A 21,056-nucleotide genomic window follows, 5' to 3' on the forward strand; every position below is an offset into this window, starting at 1 on the left:
TGAGCTCCTTGCAAAAAAGCAGCCCGCGGCATCAACAGCGGGCCGGTTGACTTAAGCGGCGAGTTCAGCAAAAGCCTGGCGGGCTTCGGCGACAAAACGACGGATCCGCGCAGCATCCTTGCGCCCGTCCGCCCCTTCCAGCCCGGTATGCGCATCCACTGCAGCAGGACGCACATGGCGGATCGCGGCAGCTACATTGTCCGGCGTCAGGCCACCCGCCAACATCAGCGGTTTAGGCGAGCGCTTCACCAGCTCAGCGCTGACATCCCAGTTATGTGTTAAGCCGGTCGCCCCTTTGGCTCCGGTTTTCGGGTTATAGGTATCCGTGATAAACATGTCGACATAGCTGGCACACTGATCAACCAGTTGCAGCAGCTCGTCAGCGTTATCTTCCTTCACCACCAGGCTTTTCAGAATGCACAGATCCGGTCTTAACTGACGCAGTTTTGCCATTTCGTCGACGCTGATATCACCGTGCAGCTGAACAGCTTTCACCCCTAACTCCTGACAAAAGCTACTGACTTGCCCGGCATCAGTCAGATAACTGATCAGCACACCAGCATGTGGCTGATCCAGCTCTGCAATAATGGCAATCGCAGACTGTTCGCTGATGTCGTCACGGCCAGATGGCAGCCGCAGCGGAAAACCCAGCCATTCAACGCCTTCATTTACTATCAGTTGTGCTTCCTGCCGATCAATAATGCCGGCAACCTGGATCAAATGTTTCATTTCGCGCTCCCTGTGGGTTTGTGGTAAATATCTCACATTCATGTATCTTCACCTGAAGATATATTTATTTAATACATAAAGAATCTTCATGTCAAGATATAATCAAAAAACAACAGACTAAAAATATTTGGCAATAGCTGTGACTATTTGGCCGCAGCCAACCAGCTGTTGATCACCAGCCCATAGCTTTTCGCGGCAAATAGTGATAATTAATTTCACCCTGACTCAGGGAGAATAATAATGACAAATTCAATAACCTATCGGCGATTATGGCTGACGCACGGGCTCACCCTGGCACTCGCCTTGCTGATAGCCGCTTGCCAGCCTGCATCAACGGCCGAACCAGGCCAAACAGCTCAATCTGATTTGAGCATCGCCGGTTTCACTGCCGCAATGTCCCAGCAACCAGGGCTCATTCCAATTTTTGCCGACGCCAAAAACGGCAAAGTGTATTTACAGGTTCCCGCCAAGGCGCCCGAATATTTGTATTATTCCAGCCTGCCACAAGGGTTGGGTTCGAATGATATCGGGCTGGATCGAGGCCAGTTGTTATCGCTCGACGCAAAATTGGTGGTGTTTGAAGATGCCGGTGAAAAAGTGTTGTTGCGCCAGCGCAATACCCAATATCGCGCCGTATCGGATAACCCGTTGGAACAACGTTCGGTCGAAGAAGCTTTTGCCAGCTCGGTATTGTGGGGGTTTCCGGTGGTCGCCCGCGACGCTGATTCGCTGCTGCTCGATGCCACGGAATTTGTGCTGCGCGACAGCCATGGTGTAGCGCGTACCTTAGCGGCTACCAATCAGGGCGATTTTAGCCTGGATGCCAGCCGTTCTGCTTTGTACTGGCCTCGCACCAAAGCCTTCCCGAAAAATACTGAGCTTGAAGCAACCATCACGTTTACCGGCGATAAGCCGGGCGAATTTGTGCAGCAAGTGGCGCCGGATCCCTACAGCATCAGCGTGCGGATGCATCATAGTTTTGTGCAATTACCCGAAGCTGGTTTTGTCGCACGGCCATTTCATCCGGAAAGTGGTTTTTGGTCGTTTGAATACAAAGATTACGCGGTGCCGATTGAAGCAGAAATGATGCAAAGATTTGTTCCGCGGCATCGACTACAGAAAAAAGACCCGACAGCGGCCATCAGTGAAGCGGTTGAACCTATTGTCTATTATCTGGATCCTGGTGTGCCGGAGCCGGTGAGGTCAGCATTATTAGATGGCGCCAAGTGGTGGGATCAGGCGTTTGCCGCAGCCGGTTTCAAAGATGCTTTTCAGGTCAAGATGTTACCCGCCGATGCCGATCCGCTGGATGTGCGCTACAACGTGATCCAATGGGTGCACCGGGCGACTCGCGGCTGGTCTTATGGTTACGGACTGATGGACCCGCGTACCGGCGAAATTATTAAGGGCCATGTCACTTTAGGATCGCTGCGGGTGCGGCAGGATTATTTGATTGCCCAGGGCATGACGGCACCATTTTCGGCTGAAGGTTCAGCATCTGCTACAACCACAGAAGACACCACGGCTCAGGCCGCGTTGAGCGAAATGGCACTAGCGCGCATTCGTCAGTTATCTGCGCATGAAATTGGCCATACTCTGGGTATTGCCCATAACTTTGCCGCCAGCAATAAAGACCGCGCTTCGGTGATGGATTACCCGCATCCGGTGCTGAGTATGGGCGCTGACAATAAAATCACGCTCACCGGCGCTTATGCCAGTGGCATCGGCGACTGGGATAAACGGGTCATTCAATATGGTTACGGTGACTTTGCAGATGATAAAACCCGGCTCGATTTTGTCGGCCAGGCGCACCAGCAAGGCTTCCGCTTTATCTCTGATCCGGACAGTAACGGTAGCAAGCTACCACACGCTTATTCCAGTTTATGGGACAACGGCGCTGATGCCGTGACCGAACTGGAACGCGTGATGAAGCTACGCCAACAAGCGCTGTCTAATTTCAGCAGCAAAGCCTTAGCGAATGGCCGGCCTTATTCTGACCTCGCCGAAATTTTAATGCCGGTGTATTTTGCCCATCGTTATCAAACCGAAGCAGCCGGCAAATGGCTGGGTGGTTATGACTATCGTTATCAGGTCAAAACTGCCGGAGAAAAACTGCTTTATCAAGCGGTGGCTGGCGCCGACCAAACCCGCGCATTACAAGCGCTGCTCAGCACTATCAATCCGACGGCATTGGCTTTGCCGACTGCGGTGGAGCAGTTGATCCCGCCTAAAGCTTATGGTTACAGTAACAACCGCGAGAGCCCCCAGGGTTACACCGGGCTGGTACTGGATCCGCTGTCATTAGCGGAAGCTGCCGCGCAACATAGTTTTAGTATTTTGCTCAATGGCGAACGGCTAGCCCGGTTACAGTGGCAACATCAAACGGACAACAGCGTGCCATCAGTGGCATTACTTCTCGCAAAAGTGTGGCAACAGCTGCAAACGCCGGCAGCCGCCAAACCATTGATTAGCCGGCGGTTGCAAGTGAGCTATCTGCTGCAGATATCGAAACTGGCACAAAACGAACAACTGGCCCCAGAAATTCGTGCTGAATTATTGGTGCTGCTGAACACTATCCAGCAAGGCGCCAAAGCAGCCAAAGATGCACATTCCCTATTGCTGCAGCAACTGGCGACACAGGCGCAAAAAGATGCCGCTAACCTGAGTAAACTAAAAGCTTTAGCACCGCCACCCGGTTCACCGATTTAGTCCCACCTTGACCAATACCCCCAAAGTACTGATGGTGACTTTTGGGGGTGTTTAGTCGACCTGCGCCTTGATTCAGATCAGGGTTAATCAAACAATAAAACCAAAAATATCATCAGCCTGCATTCTTTTTCTCACATTCTGTAAAATCTTGATACATATTGCTTTTCAAACCAATTGCGGCATTTTTAACCACTGGTTATAGTAAATTTGTTCCAGCGACTGTGTTCCCCCCAAAAACTAAAAAAAGGAAATTTGTTATGTACAGCCGATTATTGGCGCTTGGTGTCAGTGCTGTGTTATTGGGGTGCAACCCAAAACCGGCCGAACCAACACCTGCCGCACCGCCAGCCGCCACTGACGCTTTAGTCAGTCAGGCCACGCAACAAGCAGCCCCCGTCAGTTTTAATGTCCCGGTGCACTACAGCACTTTAGAAAATGGCCTGAAAGTAGTGATTTCACCAGATAATACCGCTCCGACTGCGGTGATTGGGGTGTACTACAACATAGGCTTTCGCAACGAGCCAAAAAACCGCACCGGTTTCGCCCATTTATTCGAACATATGATGTTCCAGGGCTCGAAAAACCTCGGCAAAATGGAATTTATCAGTCTGGTGCAAACCAACGGTGGCGTGCTGAACGGCTCAACCCGCTTTGACTACACCAACTATTTTGAAATAGTACCAGCGCATAAAGTTGAAACCATGTTGTGGGCGGAAGCCGACCGGATGAAAGGTCTGGCCATCACCCAGGAAAACCTTACCAATCAACAAGGTGTGGTGAAAAACGAAGTTAAAGTGAATGTGCTGAACCAGCCGTATGGTGGTTTTCCCTGGCTGGATATGCCGCAATATGCCTTTAACAACTGGTATAACGCCCACAACTTTTATGGCGATTTAGCTGATCTGGATGCCGCTAATCTGGATGATGTGAAATCGTTTTTTGACACTTATTATTCGCCAAATAACGCAGTGCTGGTGGTGGTCGGCGATGTCGAAGTGGAACCGACTTTGGCGATGGTGAAAAAATATTTCAGCGCTATTCCATCGGTGGCGTTACCGGCACAACCTGATTTAACCGAGCTTAGGCAAGAGCAGGAAAAACGTTTTAATAAGTTCGACAAACTGGCGCCTAAACCAGCTTTGGCTTTTGCCTACAAAATGCCACCACGCAATACTCCAGAGTATTTTGCGATGGGCATTCTGGACCAATTATTAGTGCAAGGCAGTGACAGTCTGCTCCATCAGGAGCTGGTAAAAAACCGCCAACTGACCGGCGATGTCGCGGGTGGGATCAATTATCTGCTGGGCAATATGTTTAACTACAACGGCCCGATGTTGTGGATGAGCTCATTCACCCATGATGAAAAACACAGTGAAAAAGAGTTGTTGGCGGCAATCGATCAGGTGATTGGTCAACTGACCGAACAACCGATTTTGCAAAAAGATATTGATCGCGCCATCGTCAAGATCCGCTCCAGCCTGTACGACAACATCGACAGCTTTTATGGTTTTGGCAAACTGGATTTACTGGCCAGTTTTGCCTTGTTTGACAATGACCCTGCCAGGATCAACGACTTAGAAGCTCAATTTAAAGCTGTCACACCGGAAGTTCTCAAAGCGACCATCGCTGAATATCTGCGTCCGGGTAACCGCACCATTCTGACCTTAACGCCTGGCGAAGACCCTGCTGCTGCGGCTACTCCGGCTAAAGAAGGAAACACGCCATGAAAGGACTACTGAAATTCTCGATAAAACGTCCGCTGCAAACCGGGTTTATCCTGGCACTGAGTCTGCTGGCTTTTCAGCTACCGGCGCAGGAAAAAGAACTACCACCGGCTGGCGGCACCCCAAAAAGCTTTAAGCTCACCGACACCCACAATTTTACCCTCGACAACGGCCTGAATGTAACGTTGATCCAATATGGCAGCACGCCCAAAGTCACGCTGCGCTTGATCACCGACACCGGCAATGTTGACGATGGCGCTAAGGATGCGGTGTCCGATCTGAGTTATCACTTGCTGACCGAAGGCACCAGTACCCGTTCTGCCAAAGAAATTGCCGAAGCGGCGGCCAACATGGGCGGCCAGGTACAAAGCAGCGTTGGTATCAATGCCGGCTTTCTGCAATTGGATGTACTGAGTGACTATGTTGGGGATGCCGCTAATTTGCTGGCTGATTTGGCAATCAACTCTAAATTTACTGACGAAGACCGTTCGCGTACCGTGAATAACTTTGTCCGTGATTTAACCGTGCAAAAATCGACACCAGGTAACCAGGCGACCAGCGCCTTTTACGGCTCGGTGTTTGCCGGTCATCCGTATGCCAAGATATTTGCCGACGAAAAAGTGGTGCAGTCGTTGACCCTGCAAGACTTGCAAAGTTTTGTCCAAAAAAATCTGGTCGCCAAACGCAGCCATCTGTTTATTGCCGGTAAATTTGACCAGCAAAAAGCCGAAGCTGCAGTAAAGGCTGCATTTGCCAGCATGCCAGCCGGTGAAACCCGCCAAATCAGTTCACCAACCAAGGCCAATACCGCTGAGCTGATTTTTATCCCAAGGCCCAATGCACCGCAGTCGACTTTGCAATTTGGTTTGGCAGTTGTCGATGCATCGCATGAAGATTTTGTTGGATTGCGGGTGATGAATACCTTGTTGGGGGGTTCTTTTGCCAGTCGGATCACCTCGAATATCCGTGAAAACAAAGGCTACACCTATTCGCCGAACAGCGCAGTAAATAGCAGAGTCAAAGCGGCAACCTGGCAACAGCAAGCTGATGTCACGGCCGAAGCAACCGGCCCCGCTCTTGCGGAAATCATCAAGGAAATTAAACGCCTGCAAACTGAAGCGCCGTCAGAGCAAGAGTTGACTGGCTTTAAAAACTACATTTCCGGTATTTACGTGCTGCAAAACTCAGCCCGCGGCTCGATTATCAACGAACTGTGGTTCTTAAAAAGTCATGGTTTACCGTTATCGCGGTTGGAAAATTATGTGCAATTGGTCAACGCCATGACCCCGGCACAGATTTCCGCGCTGGCAGCAAAATATCTGACACTGGATAAAATGACCTTAGTGGTGGTTGGCGATGAGAGCGTCAAAGCGCAGCTGTCCGCGGTACCAGAGCTAAAAGCAGTATACAAGCTATAAAAGGTACATTTGTTAGTTGCGGGGTCAGAGTCAATTGTTAACAGTTGTTTTGTTCACAATTGACTCTGACCCCGAGTTAACAATTACTTGATCAACCGCCAGGTAAATGGAAACCGGTAGACCTGCCCTTCAGTGGCAGTTTTCGCTGCAATGACATACAGCACCACGGTAATCAGCCACAATACCGGCATCAGCGACACGCCAATAATAGTGACACCTAACAGGATATACACCAGTAGCACTGTGATGGCGAAATTCAGCCCTTCTTTGGCCGTTTCTTTAATAAAGGCATCGTCACTTTTCAGGATATACATCAACAAGGGCGCAAAAAACGCAAAAAAGATTGAAGCGATATGGGTAATAGCCGCCAGATTTTTACTGTCTTTGTTGGGTGAAATTCCGAAATCAGTCATGGGCTTTCCTTGATGGTTGTTGATAACGGCTTGGTTTAAAACGGCCAGGCCAAACACAGATGACTTAAACAGTCGTTCAATCAGTACGTTAACGCAACGCTGTTAAAAAGCAAACTCTAATCTCAGTCCGCCAGATCCAAGGCTGCTCATCGGCTAGCCAATGACTGTTGCCAAACCTAAAACTCACTGCTGATCATCGAATTCTTCTGCTCAGCAGAATCACCAATATTGCATATATGTTTTTTCACATATACAATCAACCAAAACATAGGAGCCTTTGATGTCTGACCAACCGAGTTTATTGTTTGTCTGTAGCGAAAACTCCGCCCGTTCAGTATTAGCTGAAGCTGCTGCAAGACATCATTACAGTGACCGTTTTACCGTCTATAGCGCCGGCAGTAGCCCTGGGACTGTAGATGTTCGGGCGTTGGATGCCTTGCAACGTCGTGGTATTCCTGGCGAAGGCTTATATTCCAAAGCCATCAACCAACTACCGCAGCAACAATTCGACTATGCCATATTGCTCTGTGACAAAGCCCGCCAGCAGTGCGCCAGCCAGATCAACGCCAAATATGTATTGGTCTGGGATTTCCCAGATCCCAAATTAGATCCACAACCCCGCACTTTTGATCTGACACTGCAAGAAATCAGCGAACGGCTGAAAATGTTTGTGTTGCTGCACGACAAAGCGCTGTTGGAGCGAAAACCGGCAGAGCCTTTAGCGCCACTGGAATTTTTTAAACTGCTGGCCGATGAAACCCGTTTAGCCAGTTTGCTGCTAATTGCCCACGAGGGCGAACTGTGTGTCTGCGAACTGGAAACTGCGCTTGAGCAAACCCAGCCAAAAATCTCCCGTCATCTGGCGATGCTGCGTAAAAGCCAACTACTGATTGACCGCCGTCAGGGGCAATGGGTGTTTTACCGCTTACATCCCGCGTTACCGGCCTGGGCTAGCCAAAGTATTGAACTGACCTTACAACAAAATCCACAGCTGCTGGCGCCGCTGATTGCCAATCTGGCAGCGATGGGCGACCGGCCGGCGCGCGCCGCCAACTGCTGCGATTAAACAAGGATAACCCCAGTGATGGGCATTTTTGAACGATATTTATCTTGGTGGGTCGCGCTCGCGATGCTGGTTGGCGTGGTCGGAGGCTCGTGGTGGCCGGCGTTGTTTCAAACCGTGGCTGTGCTTGAATATGCGCAGGTCAACGCGGTGATTGCGGTTTTTATCTGGGTGATGATTTACCCGATGATGGTACAGATTGACTTTAGCGCCATTAAAAAAATCGGCAAAAAACCACAAGGGTTAATGCTAACCCTGGTGGTGAACTGGCTGATCAAACCTTTCACTATGGCATTTTTAGGTTGGTTATTTTTCCGGGTGTTGTTTGTCGATTGGGTCGACCCGCAAACCGCCACAGAATATATCGCCGGCATGATTTTACTCGGGGTGGCGCCTTGCACCGCGATGGTGTTTGTCTGGAGCCAGCTGACCAAGGGCGATGCCAATTACACTTTGGTGCAGGTGTCGGTAAACGATATCATTATGATCTTCGCTTTTGCGCCGATCACCGCCTTACTGCTGGGCGTCTCAGACATTGTCGTGCCCTGGTCAACCTTGTTTTTGTCGGTATTGCTGTATGTGGTATTGCCACTATCGGCTGGAGTCATCACCCGCAAACTTCTACTGCCAAAGTCCAGCAACGGCACGGATCCACAGCGGCTGACTTCATTACTGGGCAAACTCAAACCCTGGTCGCTCTTTGGTTTACTGGCAACCGTGGTGCTGCTGTTTGGTTTTCAGGCGCAAACCATTCTGAGCAAACCGCTGGCCATTTTGCTGATCGCCATTCCACTGCTGATCCAAACCTATGGCATTTTTGCCCTGACCTATTTCGCAGGCTGCAAGCTGCAGTTACCTCACAATGTCGCAGCACCGGCCGGGATGATTGGCGCCAGTAATTTTTTTGAACTGGCCGTCGCTGTCGCTATCTCACTCTTCGGACTACATTCAGGCGCCGCGCTAGCTACAGTGGTTGGCGTATTAGTGGAAGTGCCGGTGATGTTGTCGCTGGTCTGGTTCGCCAATCGCACCCGGCATTGGTTTGCCAAAGCAAAATCTTAAGGAGTTTTTATGCAACACCCATTCAACGAGCTCACCCTCAACCCGGTCACCTCTGCGACCGCAGGATTGTTGTTTACCCCTTGCCCCGGCACCAAAGGCGTTGATCTTCGCCAGTCTTTGCAACAACTAAAAGACGCCGGCGTCAAAGCTTTAATCACGCTGACGCCAAAAGAAGAAATGGCGCAGCTGCAGGTCAAAGACTTACCAGCGCTTTGTAAGGAATTGGATTTACTCTGGTTTTTCTGCCCGATTGCCGACGATCACGCCCCTGGCCTCGAGTTCGCGCAAGGTTGGCAACAAGCCTCGCCAATGGTGCAGCATTTATTACGCAGCGGCCAGAAAGTAGCCATTCACTGCAAAGGCGGCTCCGGTCGCACTGGTTTGGTGGCAGCGAAAATTCTGCTGGAAGCAGGCCTGGATAAAATTGAGGTCAAACAACGGGTACAGGTGTTGCGCCCTTATGCGTTGACTTTACAGCCGCATCTGGATTGGTTTAACGCCCAGTAATTTTTGCGATGAGTGTTTTTCGAACAGCTAGCAAGCAAAAATAGAATTTAACTCATTGTAGTTAAAATGAAAAACATCGTAGGGCGACACTCGCCGCGTCAGCGGTAGTGCGCCGGAGTTGTAGCAATAGTCGTTATTGAAATTTAAAAACCAGCATTAATTTTTTCAATGCTTCGCTGGCGTACTACCGCTGCCGCGGTGAGTACGCCCTACTCACAACTTTTACCAGGTTTTTTAACATGACCATCAAAGTAGGTATTAACGGTTTTGGCCGCATTGGCCGTTTAGCACTGCGGGCGGCTTTTGACTGGCCGGAATTTGAGTTTGTACAAATTAACGATCCGGCCGCCGACGCCGCAACTTTTGCCCATTTGTTGCATTTTGACTCGGTGCATGGCCGCTGGCACCACGCGGTCAGCCACGACGTTAGCAATAGCAGCGAGCGTATTCTGATCAATAACCAGCAAATAAAAGTCAGCAGCAACAAAGCCATCAATGATACCGACTGGTCTGGCTGTGACGTGGTGATTGAATGCTCCGGCAAAATGAAAAGCACCGCTCAGTTGCAGGCTTATCTGGATCAAGGTGTAAAACGGGTCGTTGTCAGCGCGCCAGTGAAAGAAGCCGGGGTGCTGAATGTGGTAATGGGCGTTAATCAGCAATTATTTGATGCAGCAAAACACCGGATTGTCACAGCCGCCAGCTGCACCACCAACTGTCTGGCGCCAGTGGTGAAAGTCATTCACGAAAAACTCGGCATCAAACATGGGTCAATCACCACCATTCACAACTTAACCAATACCCAGTCGATCCTCGACACCCCGCACAAAGATTTACGCCGTGCCAGAGCCTGCGGCAGCAGCCTGATCCCTACCACCACCGGCTCTGCCACCGCCATTACTGAGATATTCCCGGAACTGAAAGGCCGGCTGAATGGTCATGCAGTGCGGGTGCCACTGGCCAACGCATCCTTGACCGACTGTGTGTTTGAAGTCGAACGCAGCACTACTGCAACTGAAGTGAATGCCCTACTCAAAGCCGCATCTGAGAACGAACTCATCAACATTCTGGGTTATGAAGAGCGGCCACTGGTGTCCATCGATTATAAAACCGACCCACGTTCCAGCATTATTGATGCGCTGTCGACCATGGTGGTCAATGGTACTCAGGTGAAAATTTATGCCTGGTACGACAACGAATGGGGCTACGCCAACCGCACAGTCGAACTAGCGCGGATGGTCGGTTTAGCCGATCAAACCAAACTCTAAGTTGGTAAAACGATGACCCCTTTAAACTCAGACGTTCGGCAATATCTGCTGGTGACCGGCAATTATTGGGCTTTTACCCTGACCGACGGCGCGCTGCGCATGCTGATTGTGCTGCATTTTTACAGCCTGGGTTTTAGCCCGCTGGCGATTGCCTCGTTGTTTTTATTTTATGAGTTTTTTGGAGTCGTCACCAATTTAGTCGGTGGTTGGCTGGGCGCGCGATTGGGTCTGAATAAGACCATGAATATCGGGCTGTTTTTGCAAGTTTCGGCGCTTTTGATGCTATTAGTTCCGGCCGAATGGCTGACGGTGGTTTGGGTGATGACGGCACAAGCGTTGTCGGGCATCGCCAAAGACCTCAATAAAATGAGTGCCAAAAGCTCGTTGAAATTGTTACTGCCTGATTCGGCGCAAGGCGCTTTGTACAAATGGGTGGCGATTTTAACCGGCTCGAAAAATGCACTGAAAGGCGTTGGCTTTTTCCTCGGTGGTTTACTGTTAAGCCAGCTTGGCTTTGGCGGCGCTATTGCCAGCATGGCTGCCATGTTGCTACTGGTGTGGCTGGCCAGTTTAGTGCTGTTGAAAAAGGACTTAGGCAAAAGCAGCTTTAAACCAAAATTCAAAGACTTACTGTCAAAAAGCCGCGCCATTAATCAACTTTCCGCAGCGAGGATGTTTTTGTTCGGCGCCCGCGATGTCTGGTTTGTCATCGCCCTGCCACTGTATTTATCCAGCCAGTTTCAGTGGAGCCACACTGAAGTGGGCAGCTTTTTAGCGCTGTGGGTAATTGGCTATGGACTGGTGCAAAGTATCGCGCCAATGATTACTGGTAAAGGCCACGACGCTGGTTCTGCTCGAAAATCGTTGCCCGATGGCAAAACCGCCCTGCTCTGGGCCAGCTTACTGTGCACTATTCCACTGCTGATTAGCTTCGCGCTACAGTATTCCAGCTCGCCACTGGCCTGGTTAATTGGCGGTTTATTGCTATTCGGCGCGGTGTTTGCCGTCAATTCATCCTTGCACAGTTACCTGATTGTCAGTTATGCCGGCCGTGATGGCGTGTCGCTGGATGTCGGTTTTTATTATATGGCCAATGCGATGGGTCGTTTGATAGGCACTTTACTCTCAGGTTGGGTTTATCAGGCCTATGGCCTCAACGCTTGTTTGTGGATCTCAAGTGCATTTTTGTTTGCGACTGTGTTGGTGTCGATTGGATTACCGCGGTTGCAAAATGAACGAACTAACGACATGTAACTTTTGGGGTCAGCCAAAAAAAGCACTGCCGAAGCAGTGCAAAAGGTACAAACATCATTGGTCGAAACTGGATAAATCGGTTCACAGCTGCAGTGAGCCGCCTATGACTTCGGTGCATCGCAACCAGGTTCGGTACAACAGACCGGCGCTGGCGTTGGTTCTTGGCGCACCTTGTCAATCACATGCCCTTCGTTTTCTAACAAACCTTTGACGATGGTAAACAGGATCTGGAAAAACATGGTCGCGCTCCTTGTCTGGTGGCGTCATTCGCTGACGAGCCGCCATTCTAATACTGCAGTTTGCAGTTGATTAGCCACCTTGGCCGCGATACTTTGTTTCCAAAGGGAAACAATCAACCCGCTTTTATTTTGGTAAACTGGCGGGCAGGCCCGCAATCCGTTTAGTTACTTAGGAATTAGCACCTTGTCACTCCTCCAACGACTCAGTGATATGGCCATTTTCGCCAAAGTGGTGGAAAGCGGCAGTTTTACCCAGGCAGCAGCGGCGCTGACGATGTCCAAGGGCGCGGCCAGTAAAGCCATTGCGCGGCTGGAACAACATCTGGCGGTGCGGCTGTTGCAACGTACCACCCGTCAATTAAAGCTGACCGCTGAAGGCCAGGCCTTTTTGAGTTATTGCCAGCAGGTGGTGCGACAAGCCGATCAAGCAGAGCATCATCTGGCGGAACTCAGAGACGAACCGGTCGGTTCCCTTCGGATTAGCGTCGCTATCACTTACGGTGGTACCGTGATAGCGCCGTTATTGCCGGAGTTTCTGCAGCGTCATCCGAAATTACAGGTTGAACTGGTGCTGGAAGACCGGTTGGTTGATTTAGTCGGCGATGAAGTGGATGTCGCTGTTCGTTTTGGCAAACTGGCCAACTCCAGTCTGATCGCAAGACCGCTGACCCGGCTGCCCATTGTGCTGGTGGCATCGCCCTGCTATCTGGCAACCCACGGCATTCCGCAACATCCAAACGATTTGGCCAACCATCGGTGTATTTCGACCGCGAGCTCTGGCCCGGAAAAGTTCTGGGAGTTTCTGGAACAGGGCAAAACCATCACAGTGCCGACCCGCGGCCCGCTGCACACCAATAGCAACAGAGCGGCTAAGCCTGCAGTGCTCAACGGTATGGGGCTGATGTTTGTCACCCGTTATCAGGTCGAAGAAGAAATTCAGGCTGGCTTATTGGTGCCGGTACTGACCGACTATATGCCAGCACCACTGCCGGTACATCTGGTGTACCCGCATCGAACCCATATGAAAGCCGGTTTAAAACTGTTGCTGCAATATCTGCAATGCCGGATTGGACAGAGCTAATCCCAGTTTCTTCAACAAAGACATCCGGCCAGACTAATTTTTTAAAATATATTTTCCAGTGCGACATCCAAAATAAGATCCGGCTGCATCTATATCTCAGGTTAACTCACCGGACATTGTTATGAACCTGAAAAAACGCTTTATCCCCGTCATCCTTGAAGCTGCAGGACTGTTGCTGGCCACCTGGCTTTTGACGTCGGTACCATTGACTGCAGCGACGCTTACAACACCAATCACCAAGACTGCGACCACTTCGACTACCTTACATCAGCAACTTGCGCTTAAAGATGCCGAGTTTTTTGAGCGTGGTTTTAATCAGTGTGATCTGGCTTATCTGGAAGCGACCATCAGCCCGGAACTGAAGTTTTATCACGATCAAAGTGGGTTTCAGGATAAAAAACTGTTTATGCAAAATACCCGGCGTTATCTATGTAGCGACCCGGCGCATAAACCAATCCGCAAACTGACCGCAGGCAGTCTGAGTACTTTTCCATTATATCGGGATGGCGAGATCTATGGTGCCATTCAGCATGGCGAGCATCAGTTTTACCTGCGCGAAGCCGGCAAACCTGATCAGCTGACTGGCACTGCGCGTTTCACCTCGGTGTGGCTCAAACATGATCAGGACTGGCAGCTGGCTGATGTGCTTAGTTATGACCATCAGAGCGCTGCAGCAAAGTAAGCGCGCACCAAACAGCTGTTGAACGGCAGCAGCCCAATACTTGAACAACTGCTGCCACAGCTGTACCTTGGCGCTGAACTGAGGCAACAAAAATAAGCGGATCGGTATGAACGGACAAGAGTGGGCAGAAATTCTGGTGCCGCTAATCGTTTTCAGCGCGCTGGTCGCGTTGATGGCGTTATTTCTGCTGTATAAATACAAGAAAAAGAAGCTATTTTTGCAGATGGTCGAACGTTCCTTGCAACAGCAGGCGCCATTAACGCCGGAGACTATCCGGGAAGTGGCGCAGCACTTTTTCGCGGCTAATCGTGATGTGCGAAAAGGTATTTTTTTGCTGGTGACGGCCTTTAGCATTCTGGCTTTTTCGCAACTTGCCGACTTTCGAAAAAACGACAATCTGGACCTGAATGATGCACTGAACGGCATTGCCATTCTGCCGGGGTTACTGGGGTTGGCGTTTTTGCTGCTGGCGCTGCTGGACCGGAAACGGTCCGGCTAAGATGCAACAGTGTCGCTGAAACAGGCCTCGGTGGAGCAACTGGTCGCTATCGTGCAGGTGTCGGGTGATACCGCGGCATTTAACGAGCTGTTCAGTCGTTATGCGCAAAAACTGCGGGCTTTTCTGCTGTTCAAATCAGCCGACAGCAGGTTTGATGTCGACGATTTGATGCAGGAAACTTATGTCAAAGCTTTCCTGAAGATCAATCAGTTTGAACACCAGGCGCAGTTTTCAACCTGGTTGTTGCGGATCGCTTTTTTTGAAATGCTGCAGGCGAAACGCTCGCAAGGGATTTTTCGCCGGTTAACCGAGCGTTGGTTTGCCGGGAACGCAGAACCTATGGTGCATACCGACAGCACCGATCAGCAGATGGATGCGGAGCAGCTGATCGCATCTTTATCAGACTTGCAACAGCAGGTATTTGTCTACGCGGAATTTTATGGCTATTCCCAAACCGAGATTGCCGACAAACTGAACATCCCACTTGGCAGCGTAAAAACCTATATGAAACAGGCGCGTGATGCGCTGGACAGGAATAACACTGAATGCTGAAACTGACTTTCCGGCAACAACTCAGAATGCTGTTATGGCGCCATCGCCGCGGCGTGATCTTCAGCCTGGTGAGCCTGCTTGCGGTTTTGCTGACCAGCTGGGGTAATCATTCACTGCTGACGACTGCCGCACCGTTGCTGACGCTGGTGCAATTGGCGGCTGGCAGTTTGATTGTGATGTTGGTCATTCTGCTCAGCGACTGATTTGCAGAGCCTGAAGGTGCAGTGCTTCGTCGCCCAACGATGAAATTTCGCTAAGTATGCCGTTATCTGCCACAATCAACATCGAATTTCACCAACTCAGGGACGTTTTATGCCACAGCCGTTGTGGATCCACTTGGCGTTTGCACTTTCAGCACTCGGTTTTACCCCAACCCTCCTGGCGCAAGATGTCAGCAGTTGCCAACAAACGGCGGAACCGGCACAGCGACTCGCCTGTTATGATCGGATTTTTGGTGTTGATGCCGACGAAGTTTCGGCAATAACTGGCGCGGTAACCAATGACGCAGCTGCTGCAAAAGCCAAAGCAAATCCAAAGGAAGCCGCCATTGCTGCCGAGGCACTGGTCTCCGTCGATAGCAGTCGGATTGACGCAGCTGCTGCTGACGGTGTTGAAGTGGCGACAGTGCTGGATAAATACTGGGAACTCACGCCAAACGAAAAACGCGACCGGTTTGTGTTTCGAACTTATTTGCCAAGCTTCTTTTTACCGGTGCACTACACCTCGAATATTAATCGCCAACCCAGCACGCCTGGCAAACCAGATGGCCCGCGTAATGACAATTACAAGGCGCTGGAAGCGAAACTACAAATCTCGTTACGGACCAAACTCGCCACTGGCGTCATCCTGCCTGGTGCCGATTTATGGTTCGCTTTTACCCAGCGCTCAATGTGGCAACTTTGGAATCACACCGATTCGGCGCCGTTTCGCAGCACTGACTATCAACCGGAACTGATTTACGTCGTACCGGTAGCCAAGAGGTTTGGTGAGCTTGGCGACGGCTGGCGAATTCGCATGCTGCAATTTGGTGCAGCGCATCAATCGAATGGCCAGAACGACCCGTTGTCGCGCAGTTGGAATAAAATTTATGGCGGCTTAGCGCTCGATAAAGGCAATTTTGGCCTGAATTGGCGTTATCACCAGCGGATCCCGGAAAGTCTGGAAGAAGATGATAACCGTGACTTAATCGACTATATCGGCAGCCACGAACTCACCGCCACCTGGTTACCTGGCGCTGCTACAGCGATGCTGGTCTGGCGCAATGATCTCTCCAATTTAAGTCAGGGTTCGTTTCAATTAGATATGACCTATCCGGTGAGTGAAGCCAAGCTTGATGGTTTACGCTGGCACTTACAACTGTTCTCCGGCTATGGTGAAACCTTGCTCGACTACAATGTTCGCCAGCACAGTATTGGTTTAGGGGTGATGTTGTTTAATTTCTGAAGCTGACCGTTCTGCTGCCCGGCATTTTGAAAGCGCTACCAGTTCAGCAACAGCAATGCTAAGCTCGAGCGGTCAATTCAGGAGCAATCATCATGTCATTGAGTTTATTCGGGCTGTTCGCTGCAGGTTTATTAGCAACGACAGCCAGTCCAATTCCAGCCGCGCCGGTAAAAACCCTGCACCCAGAAATGCAACAGATTGTCGCCAAAGACGCGCAACTGGAAATTCTGGCCGAAGGCTTTCGCTGGGCCGAAGGTCCGGTGGCGGAGCCTGGTAGCGGCGATATTTTATTTTCCGATGTACCTGCGAATAAAGTCTGGCGCTACAGCGAAAAAAACGGTGTCAGCCTGTATTTATCACCTTCTGGTTATACCGCGCTTGATCAGCAGCCGAATTTAAAAGAAGGCGCTAACGGCCTGATTTTTAACTCAAAACAGCAGCTGGTGCTGGCGCAACATGGTGATCGGCGCCTGGCTATCCTAGAAAAAATCGCCACTGCTGATAACAAGCAGCAGCCCGTTAGAAAGCCACAGTACCAAACCTTAACCAGCCACTTCGAACAGCACCAATTTAATAGCCCAAATGATGTGGTGCAGCATAGCGACCAGTCGTACTTTTTTACCGATCCGCCTTATGGCCTGAAAGATGGCGACCAATCAGCGCAAAAACAGCTGAAGTTCAACGGCGTTTATCGGCTGGATCCACAAGGAAAAGTGCAACTGATTAGCGACGCACTGAGTCGGCCAAACGGCCTGGCATTGTCACCGGATGAAAAATGGTTGTATGTGGCCAACTCAGATCCAGCAACTGCGCAGTGGTGGAAATTTGCCGTCGATGGCAGCAGCGAACCGACGTTGTTTTTTGATGCAACAGCAGCTGCTAAAACTCAGTCTGGATTACCGGATGGCTTAAAAGTGCTGCCTTCCGGCCATTTATTGGCAACCGGCCCTGGTGGCGTTTGGGTGTTTAGTGCAGCTGGTAAACATTTGGGGACCATTGAAACCGGCGTGGCAGCGGCCAATGTGGGTTTAAGTCTGGATCTGAAATATCTGTATATCACCGCCAGCAGTTATCTGTTGCGGATCCGGTTACAGCATTAGCGTCACTGCTTTTATTTTGCACAAAAGCTTTGTATCCCACGCTGACTCTGGCATATTGCCAGTTGTCAGCGTTCAGTGGGTTATTTATGCAGCAGTTAGCATGGGCTCTTTTTGGTAGCTTATTATTTCTCAGCAGTGCACAGGCCACAGCTGACGACCAGCTGACGCTTTATACCGAACATTTCCCACCTTACAATTTTGAAGATAATGGCACCATTGGTGACCAGATCCGTGGAATAAATGCCGACATCCTGACGCAAGCCTGCGTCATCGCCAAAATCAAATGCGATATGCAAATGTATCCCTGGTTACGCGCCATGGAACTGGCCCAGAAAAATCCGGCCAGCGGCATTTTCACTATCTCCAGAACCAAATCCAGAGTGCCGTTATTCCAATGGGTTGGCCCTATCGCATCTTCAAAAGCTTATTTGTATCGGCTTGTCAGTCGACCTGAAATTGCCGCCAGCACTTTGGAACAGGCAAAACAGTATTCAATTGCGGTGGCGCATGGTGATGTCTATGAGGAGTTTTTACTATCGAAGGGCTTTGAATACGGTAAAAATTTAATTGAGTTTCGCAGTAAATCTGAACCTATCCCGTTATTTGTACAAGGCAAAGTAGACCTGGTGATAGGTTCGGACATTGTGATCCCAAGCTGGCTCGCCAGCCATCAGCTACCTGCCGATACAGCGGTGCCGGTGATCGAACTGACCACCTCCGGCAATAATTTTCTGGCGTTAAACCATGCCGTTCCGGCAGAATTAGCCATCCGGCTGCAACAGGCAATTGACCAGTTAAAACAAAACGGTAAGTACCAGCAAATCGTTGATTCTTACCAAAGTAAATAACATGGGGTCAGAGTCAATTGTTAACAAAAATAAATTAACAATTGACTCTGACCCCGCCATTAACATTTCTACTTTTTCTGCATCAGATAAGTGGCAAGACCAATAAACAGTGCACTAGGTAAAATTGCCCCCAACACCGGTGGTAGTTGGTACACCAAGGCCACCGGGCCAAACACTTCATTCGCCATCCAAAAGCCAAAGCCGGTCAGAATGCCCATCAAAACCCTGGCGGCCATGGTGACACTGCGCAGCGGTCCAAAAATAAACGACAACGCCATCAACATCATTGCCACTATGGTCAGCGGCTGCGTGGCTTTACGCCAGAAGGCCAGTTGATACCGGCTGCTGTCTTGCTGATTACTACTCAGATAATCGAGGTAACTGTTTAACCCTTGCAACGAAAGCAGCTCAGGTTTGACGCTCACCACACCGAGCTTGTCCGGCGTCAGGCTGGAGCGCCAGCGTTGTTGTGGCCACTGGTGTTGCTCTACTTTGTCATCGCGAAAATGCAAACGGCTGACTTGTTCCAGCTGCCAGACACCCGCCACAAACACCGCAGCTTTGGCGTTGACTATCGCTTGCAGCACCAAATCCGGTGAAAATTCATAGATGGTGATATTTTTGAGATCACCGCTGTCGGAAACCTGCTTAATATTGACAAAATCATCACCATCTTTGGCCCAGACCCCTTGCTGCGCGGCAAATAAATTGCCGCCGGAAATGGCTTTGGTTTTCAGTTCCCTGGCGAATTTCTCCGAAGCCGGAGCCACCCACTCGCCAACGACCATCACCAACACCATCATCAACAACGCGGTTTTCATCACCGAACTGATGATATTGAGCCTGGACATGCCCGCCGCTTGCATGACCACCAGCTCACTGCTGCTAGCCAGCATCCCCAGACCTATCAAAGCACCGATTAAAGCCGCCATCGGGAAAAACAACACGATATCGCCCGGAATACTGAACAAGCTGAACATCCCTGCGGCCAGCACGGTGTAATCGCCTCGGTCAACCACCCGCAGTTGATCAATAAACCGGAACATACCCGACAGGGCCAACAGCACCGTTAACGACAACGCCGAGGTGGTTAGGATACTGCGGCCAATATAAATATCTAAAATCTTAAGCATGTTCACCCCGACCAAAAATCCGTGCTTTTAAGCGCTGTGCACCGGCGCGGCTTTGCACCAATAGCACTATCGCCAGCAACAGCACCAGGACATGAGCCCACCAAAGTCCAAGCGCCAGCGGCAATTTGCCACTTTGCAGCATATTGGTGCCAACGATCAGCAGGATGTAATAGGCTAAAAACAGACTCAAGGCCGGTAACAGCCGGCCAAATTTGCCCTGCCGTGGGTTCACTTTACTCAGTGGTACCGCAAGCATCATCAGTAACGGGATCGACAGCGGAATGGCTATTCGCCAATGTAATTCGGCAACGGCTTCGGGAAGTTGTTGCTGCATCAATTCAGCAGTAGGCAGACTTTTCAGTTTGCGCCGACGTTGCTCGACCTGCTGTTCGCGGATTTGCAAATCGTAGCGGCCAAACTCCAGCACGTCATATTGCGGCGCATCCACCGCACCGGCATAACGGCGGCCGTTGCTCAGCACCAAGCGCTGCGCACCGCTAGCGTCTTCAGTTACGGTGCCGCTTTGCGCGTACACCACGGAATGCTGGCCACCCTCTTCGGTAGCTTGCTGCGCCAGAAAAACTTTGGATAAGGTATCGCCTTCGCGGCTGATGTCATGGACAAACACCACCGCTTTTTCATTGGAAGTTTGTTGGAAACGGCCAGGGATCAGAGTTGCGAGCCCGGGATCAGAAGAAACCTTTTCCATCAGCTCGTATTCACGCTCGGCCGACCATGGACTTAAATGCAGTGTGAGTGCGCCTGCAGCAATGGCAATCACCAACGATAACGCCAAAGTAACCCGCGCCACATACCATTCGCTGATGCCGGTGGCATGCAGCACTGTCATCTCACTTTCAGCGTAAATCCGGCTGTAAGCAATCAAAACGCCCAAAAAGGCCGCTAAAGGCAAGATTAGGATCGCCATCTGCGGCAGCTTCAGCGCCACCAATTCTAATACTAATTGCGCCGGTAGCTCGCCCTCAGAGGCGTCGGCCAGAGTTTTCACAAAGCGCTGACTGAGGATAATGGTGATTAAGATCAGGAACACAGCGAGCTGAGATTTAAACACTTCACCAATCAAATAGCGAAAAACAATCAAAATGCACTCCAAAAACCAGTCTTTTTACTGGCACCCTGACAATTTTTAAGTAAACTGGATGTTTATAGCAATTATTATCGACTAAAGTCCGGTGAAATCCGAGCTTTTTTATCAGCGCACTAAACCTTATACCCAAAATCATTGAAGATGCAGGTAGGCGACAAGTGAGTGAGGCCACAGGAGCATAGTTGTTCTATGTGACTGTGGCGAACAAACGAAGTCAACAACCC

At 50.4% G+C, this 21,056-nt stretch carries 21 protein-coding genes; 16 read left to right on the forward strand and 5 right to left on the reverse strand.

The annotated features are described in order from the left end of the window. Window positions 1-51: 51 nt before the first annotated feature. The gene (locus A5320_RS03735; protein ID WP_068061065.1) at window positions 52-729 is read right to left on the reverse strand and encodes a phosphoribosylanthranilate isomerase; all 678 of its coding nucleotides are present in this window, start codon (window positions 727-729) and stop codon (window positions 52-54) included. 240 nt (window positions 730-969) lie between these two features. Here A5320_RS03735 and A5320_RS03740 point away from each other — a divergent pair, with 240 nt between their 5' ends. The 3 genes from A5320_RS03740 to A5320_RS03750 all read left to right on the forward strand — a co-directional run bounded on the left by A5320_RS03740 (window position 970) and on the right by A5320_RS03750 (window position 6,580). Next, entirely contained in the window at window positions 970-3,438 is a 2,469-nt protein-coding gene (locus A5320_RS03740; protein WP_197489967.1) for a zinc-dependent metalloprotease, read from the forward strand. Window positions 3,439-3,695: 257 nt separating this feature from the next. After that, complete coding sequence (locus A5320_RS03745) at window positions 3,696-5,165, forward strand: M16 family metallopeptidase (protein WP_068061068.1); 1,470 nt, start codon at window positions 3,696-3,698, stop codon at window positions 5,163-5,165. Beyond that, on the forward strand, window positions 5,162-6,580 hold the full coding sequence (locus tag A5320_RS03750) for a M16 family metallopeptidase (protein ID WP_068061071.1): 1,419 nt from the start codon (window positions 5,162-5,164) through the stop codon (window positions 6,578-6,580). Before A5320_RS03745 ends, A5320_RS03750 begins: the two co-directional genes overlap by 4 nt. An 83-nt stretch (window positions 6,581-6,663) precedes the next feature. On the opposite strand, the gene A5320_RS03755 is transcribed toward A5320_RS03750, so the two are convergent. Beyond that, window positions 6,664-6,993 carry a DUF4870 domain-containing protein gene (locus tag A5320_RS03755; protein ID WP_068061073.1) on the reverse strand — a complete coding sequence of 110 codons (330 nt, stop codon included), beginning with the start codon at window positions 6,991-6,993 and terminating at the stop codon, window positions 6,664-6,666. Window positions 6,994-7,273: 280 nt separating this feature from the next. Between A5320_RS03755 and A5320_RS22420 the strand changes: the two genes are divergently transcribed. The 5 genes from A5320_RS22420 to arsJ all read left to right on the forward strand — a co-directional run bounded on the left by A5320_RS22420 (window position 7,274) and on the right by arsJ (window position 12,147). Beyond that, the gene (locus A5320_RS22420; protein ID WP_068061076.1) at window positions 7,274-8,059 is read left to right on the forward strand and encodes a metalloregulator ArsR/SmtB family transcription factor; all 786 of its coding nucleotides are present in this window, start codon (window positions 7,274-7,276) and stop codon (window positions 8,057-8,059) included. Window positions 8,060-8,077: 18 nt separating this feature from the next. Beyond that, entirely contained in the window at window positions 8,078-9,118 is a 1,041-nt protein-coding gene (gene arsB, locus A5320_RS03765; protein ID WP_068061079.1) for an ACR3 family arsenite efflux transporter, read from the forward strand. Between the two features lie 9 nt (window positions 9,119-9,127). Beyond that, on the forward strand, window positions 9,128-9,625 hold the full coding sequence (locus A5320_RS03770) for a phosphatase domain-containing putative toxin (protein WP_068061082.1): 498 nt from the start codon (window positions 9,128-9,130) through the stop codon (window positions 9,623-9,625). A 239-nt stretch (window positions 9,626-9,864) separates the two neighbouring features. Beyond that, complete coding sequence (locus tag A5320_RS03775; RefSeq protein WP_068061085.1) at window positions 9,865-10,893, forward strand: ArsJ-associated glyceraldehyde-3-phosphate dehydrogenase; 1,029 nt, start codon at window positions 9,865-9,867, stop codon at window positions 10,891-10,893. Window positions 10,894-10,905: 12 nt separating this feature from the next. Further along, window positions 10,906-12,147: an organoarsenical effux MFS transporter ArsJ gene (gene arsJ, locus A5320_RS03780; RefSeq protein WP_068061088.1), complete on the forward strand. Its 1,242-nt coding sequence runs from the start codon at window positions 10,906-10,908 to the stop codon at window positions 12,145-12,147. 101 nt (window positions 12,148-12,248) lie between these two features. Here the strand turns inward: arsJ and A5320_RS21865 are convergent, their stop codons facing one another. Continuing rightward, a complete protein-coding gene (locus A5320_RS21865; RefSeq protein WP_157605613.1) occupies window positions 12,249-12,386 on the reverse strand; it encodes a hypothetical protein in 138 nt (45 codons plus the stop codon). Window positions 12,387-12,570: 184 nt separating this feature from the next. Here A5320_RS21865 and A5320_RS03785 point away from each other — a divergent pair, with 184 nt between their 5' ends. From A5320_RS03785 to A5320_RS03820, 8 genes are all read left to right on the forward strand, one after another. Then, entirely contained in the window at window positions 12,571-13,467 is an 897-nt protein-coding gene (locus tag A5320_RS03785; protein WP_157605615.1) for a LysR family transcriptional regulator, read from the forward strand. A 121-nt stretch (window positions 13,468-13,588) separates the two neighbouring features. Further along, window positions 13,589-14,149, forward strand: a complete 561-nt coding sequence (locus A5320_RS03790) for a nuclear transport factor 2 family protein (RefSeq protein WP_068061093.1) — start codon at window positions 13,589-13,591, stop codon at window positions 14,147-14,149. 106 nt (window positions 14,150-14,255) lie between these two features. Beyond that, a complete protein-coding gene (locus tag A5320_RS03795) occupies window positions 14,256-14,648 on the forward strand; it encodes a DUF6249 domain-containing protein (protein ID WP_068061095.1) in 393 nt (130 codons plus the stop codon). Between the two features lie 9 nt (window positions 14,649-14,657). Continuing rightward, on the forward strand, window positions 14,658-15,200 hold the full coding sequence (locus A5320_RS03800; protein WP_068061102.1) for an RNA polymerase sigma factor: 543 nt from the start codon (window positions 14,658-14,660) through the stop codon (window positions 15,198-15,200). After that, complete coding sequence (locus A5320_RS03805) at window positions 15,194-15,403, forward strand: hypothetical protein (protein ID WP_068061105.1); 210 nt, start codon at window positions 15,194-15,196, stop codon at window positions 15,401-15,403. The genes A5320_RS03800 and A5320_RS03805 overlap by 7 nt, the downstream gene beginning before the upstream one ends. A gap of 109 nt (window positions 15,404-15,512) precedes the next feature. Beyond that, a complete protein-coding gene (locus tag A5320_RS03810) occupies window positions 15,513-16,643 on the forward strand; it encodes a phospholipase A (protein WP_068061108.1) in 1,131 nt (376 codons plus the stop codon). Between the two features lie 92 nt (window positions 16,644-16,735). Then, on the forward strand, window positions 16,736-17,743 hold the full coding sequence (locus tag A5320_RS03815; RefSeq protein WP_068061111.1) for an SMP-30/gluconolactonase/LRE family protein: 1,008 nt from the start codon (window positions 16,736-16,738) through the stop codon (window positions 17,741-17,743). 86 nt (window positions 17,744-17,829) lie between these two features. Beyond that, on the forward strand, window positions 17,830-18,591 hold the full coding sequence (locus tag A5320_RS03820; RefSeq protein ID WP_068061114.1) for a substrate-binding periplasmic protein: 762 nt from the start codon (window positions 17,830-17,832) through the stop codon (window positions 18,589-18,591). 68 nt (window positions 18,592-18,659) lie between these two features. Here A5320_RS03820 and lptG read toward each other — a convergent pair whose 3' ends face one another. Both lptG and lptF read right to left on the reverse strand, forming a co-directional pair. Beyond that, window positions 18,660-19,724: an LPS export ABC transporter permease LptG gene (lptG, locus tag A5320_RS03825; RefSeq protein WP_068061117.1), complete on the reverse strand. Its 1,065-nt coding sequence runs from the start codon at window positions 19,722-19,724 to the stop codon at window positions 18,660-18,662. Beyond that, complete coding sequence (gene lptF / locus A5320_RS03830) at window positions 19,717-20,826, reverse strand: LPS export ABC transporter permease LptF (RefSeq protein ID WP_068061121.1); 1,110 nt, start codon at window positions 20,824-20,826, stop codon at window positions 19,717-19,719. Before lptF ends, lptG begins: the two co-directional genes overlap by 8 nt. Window positions 20,827-21,056 lie beyond the last annotated feature (230 nt).

The sequence above is a fragment of the Rheinheimera sp. SA_1 genome, from assembly GCF_001669775.1.
Lineage (GTDB): Bacteria > Pseudomonadota > Gammaproteobacteria > Enterobacterales > Alteromonadaceae > Pararheinheimera.

Bases quoted from the DNA above. Each gene is read 5' to 3' on its own strand.
- A5320_RS03735 (WP_068061065.1), bottom strand. From the start codon at position 729: ATGAAACATTTGATCCAGGTTGCCGGCATTATTGATCGGCAGGAAGCA.
- A5320_RS03740 (WP_197489967.1), top strand. From the start codon at position 970: ATGACAAATTCAATAACCTATCGGCGATTATGGCTGACGCACGGGCTC.
- A5320_RS03745 (WP_068061068.1), top strand. From the start codon at position 3,696: ATGTACAGCCGATTATTGGCGCTTGGTGTCAGTGCTGTGTTATTGGGG.
- A5320_RS03750 (WP_068061071.1), top strand. From the start codon at position 5,162: ATGAAAGGACTACTGAAATTCTCGATAAAACGTCCGCTGCAAACCGGG.
- A5320_RS03755 (WP_068061073.1), bottom strand. From the start codon at position 6,993: ATGACTGATTTCGGAATTTCACCCAACAAAGACAGTAAAAATCTGGCG.
- A5320_RS22420 (WP_068061076.1), top strand. From the start codon at position 7,274: ATGTCTGACCAACCGAGTTTATTGTTTGTCTGTAGCGAAAACTCCGCC.
- arsB (WP_068061079.1), top strand. From the start codon at position 8,078: ATGGGCATTTTTGAACGATATTTATCTTGGTGGGTCGCGCTCGCGATG.
- A5320_RS03770 (WP_068061082.1), top strand. From the start codon at position 9,128: ATGCAACACCCATTCAACGAGCTCACCCTCAACCCGGTCACCTCTGCG.
- A5320_RS03775 (WP_068061085.1), top strand. From the start codon at position 9,865: ATGACCATCAAAGTAGGTATTAACGGTTTTGGCCGCATTGGCCGTTTA.
- arsJ (WP_068061088.1), top strand. From the start codon at position 10,906: ATGACCCCTTTAAACTCAGACGTTCGGCAATATCTGCTGGTGACCGGC.
- A5320_RS21865 (WP_157605613.1), bottom strand. From the start codon at position 12,386: ATGTTTTTCCAGATCCTGTTTACCATCGTCAAAGGTTTGTTAGAAAAC.
- A5320_RS03790 (WP_068061093.1), top strand. From the start codon at position 13,589: ATGAACCTGAAAAAACGCTTTATCCCCGTCATCCTTGAAGCTGCAGGA.
- A5320_RS03795 (WP_068061095.1), top strand. From the start codon at position 14,256: ATGAACGGACAAGAGTGGGCAGAAATTCTGGTGCCGCTAATCGTTTTC.
- A5320_RS03805 (WP_068061105.1), top strand. From the start codon at position 15,194: ATGCTGAAACTGACTTTCCGGCAACAACTCAGAATGCTGTTATGGCGC.
- A5320_RS03810 (WP_068061108.1), top strand. From the start codon at position 15,513: ATGCCACAGCCGTTGTGGATCCACTTGGCGTTTGCACTTTCAGCACTC.
- A5320_RS03815 (WP_068061111.1), top strand. From the start codon at position 16,736: ATGTCATTGAGTTTATTCGGGCTGTTCGCTGCAGGTTTATTAGCAACG.
- A5320_RS03820 (WP_068061114.1), top strand. From the start codon at position 17,830: ATGCAGCAGTTAGCATGGGCTCTTTTTGGTAGCTTATTATTTCTCAGC.
- lptG (WP_068061117.1), bottom strand. From the start codon at position 19,724: ATGCTTAAGATTTTAGATATTTATATTGGCCGCAGTATCCTAACCACC.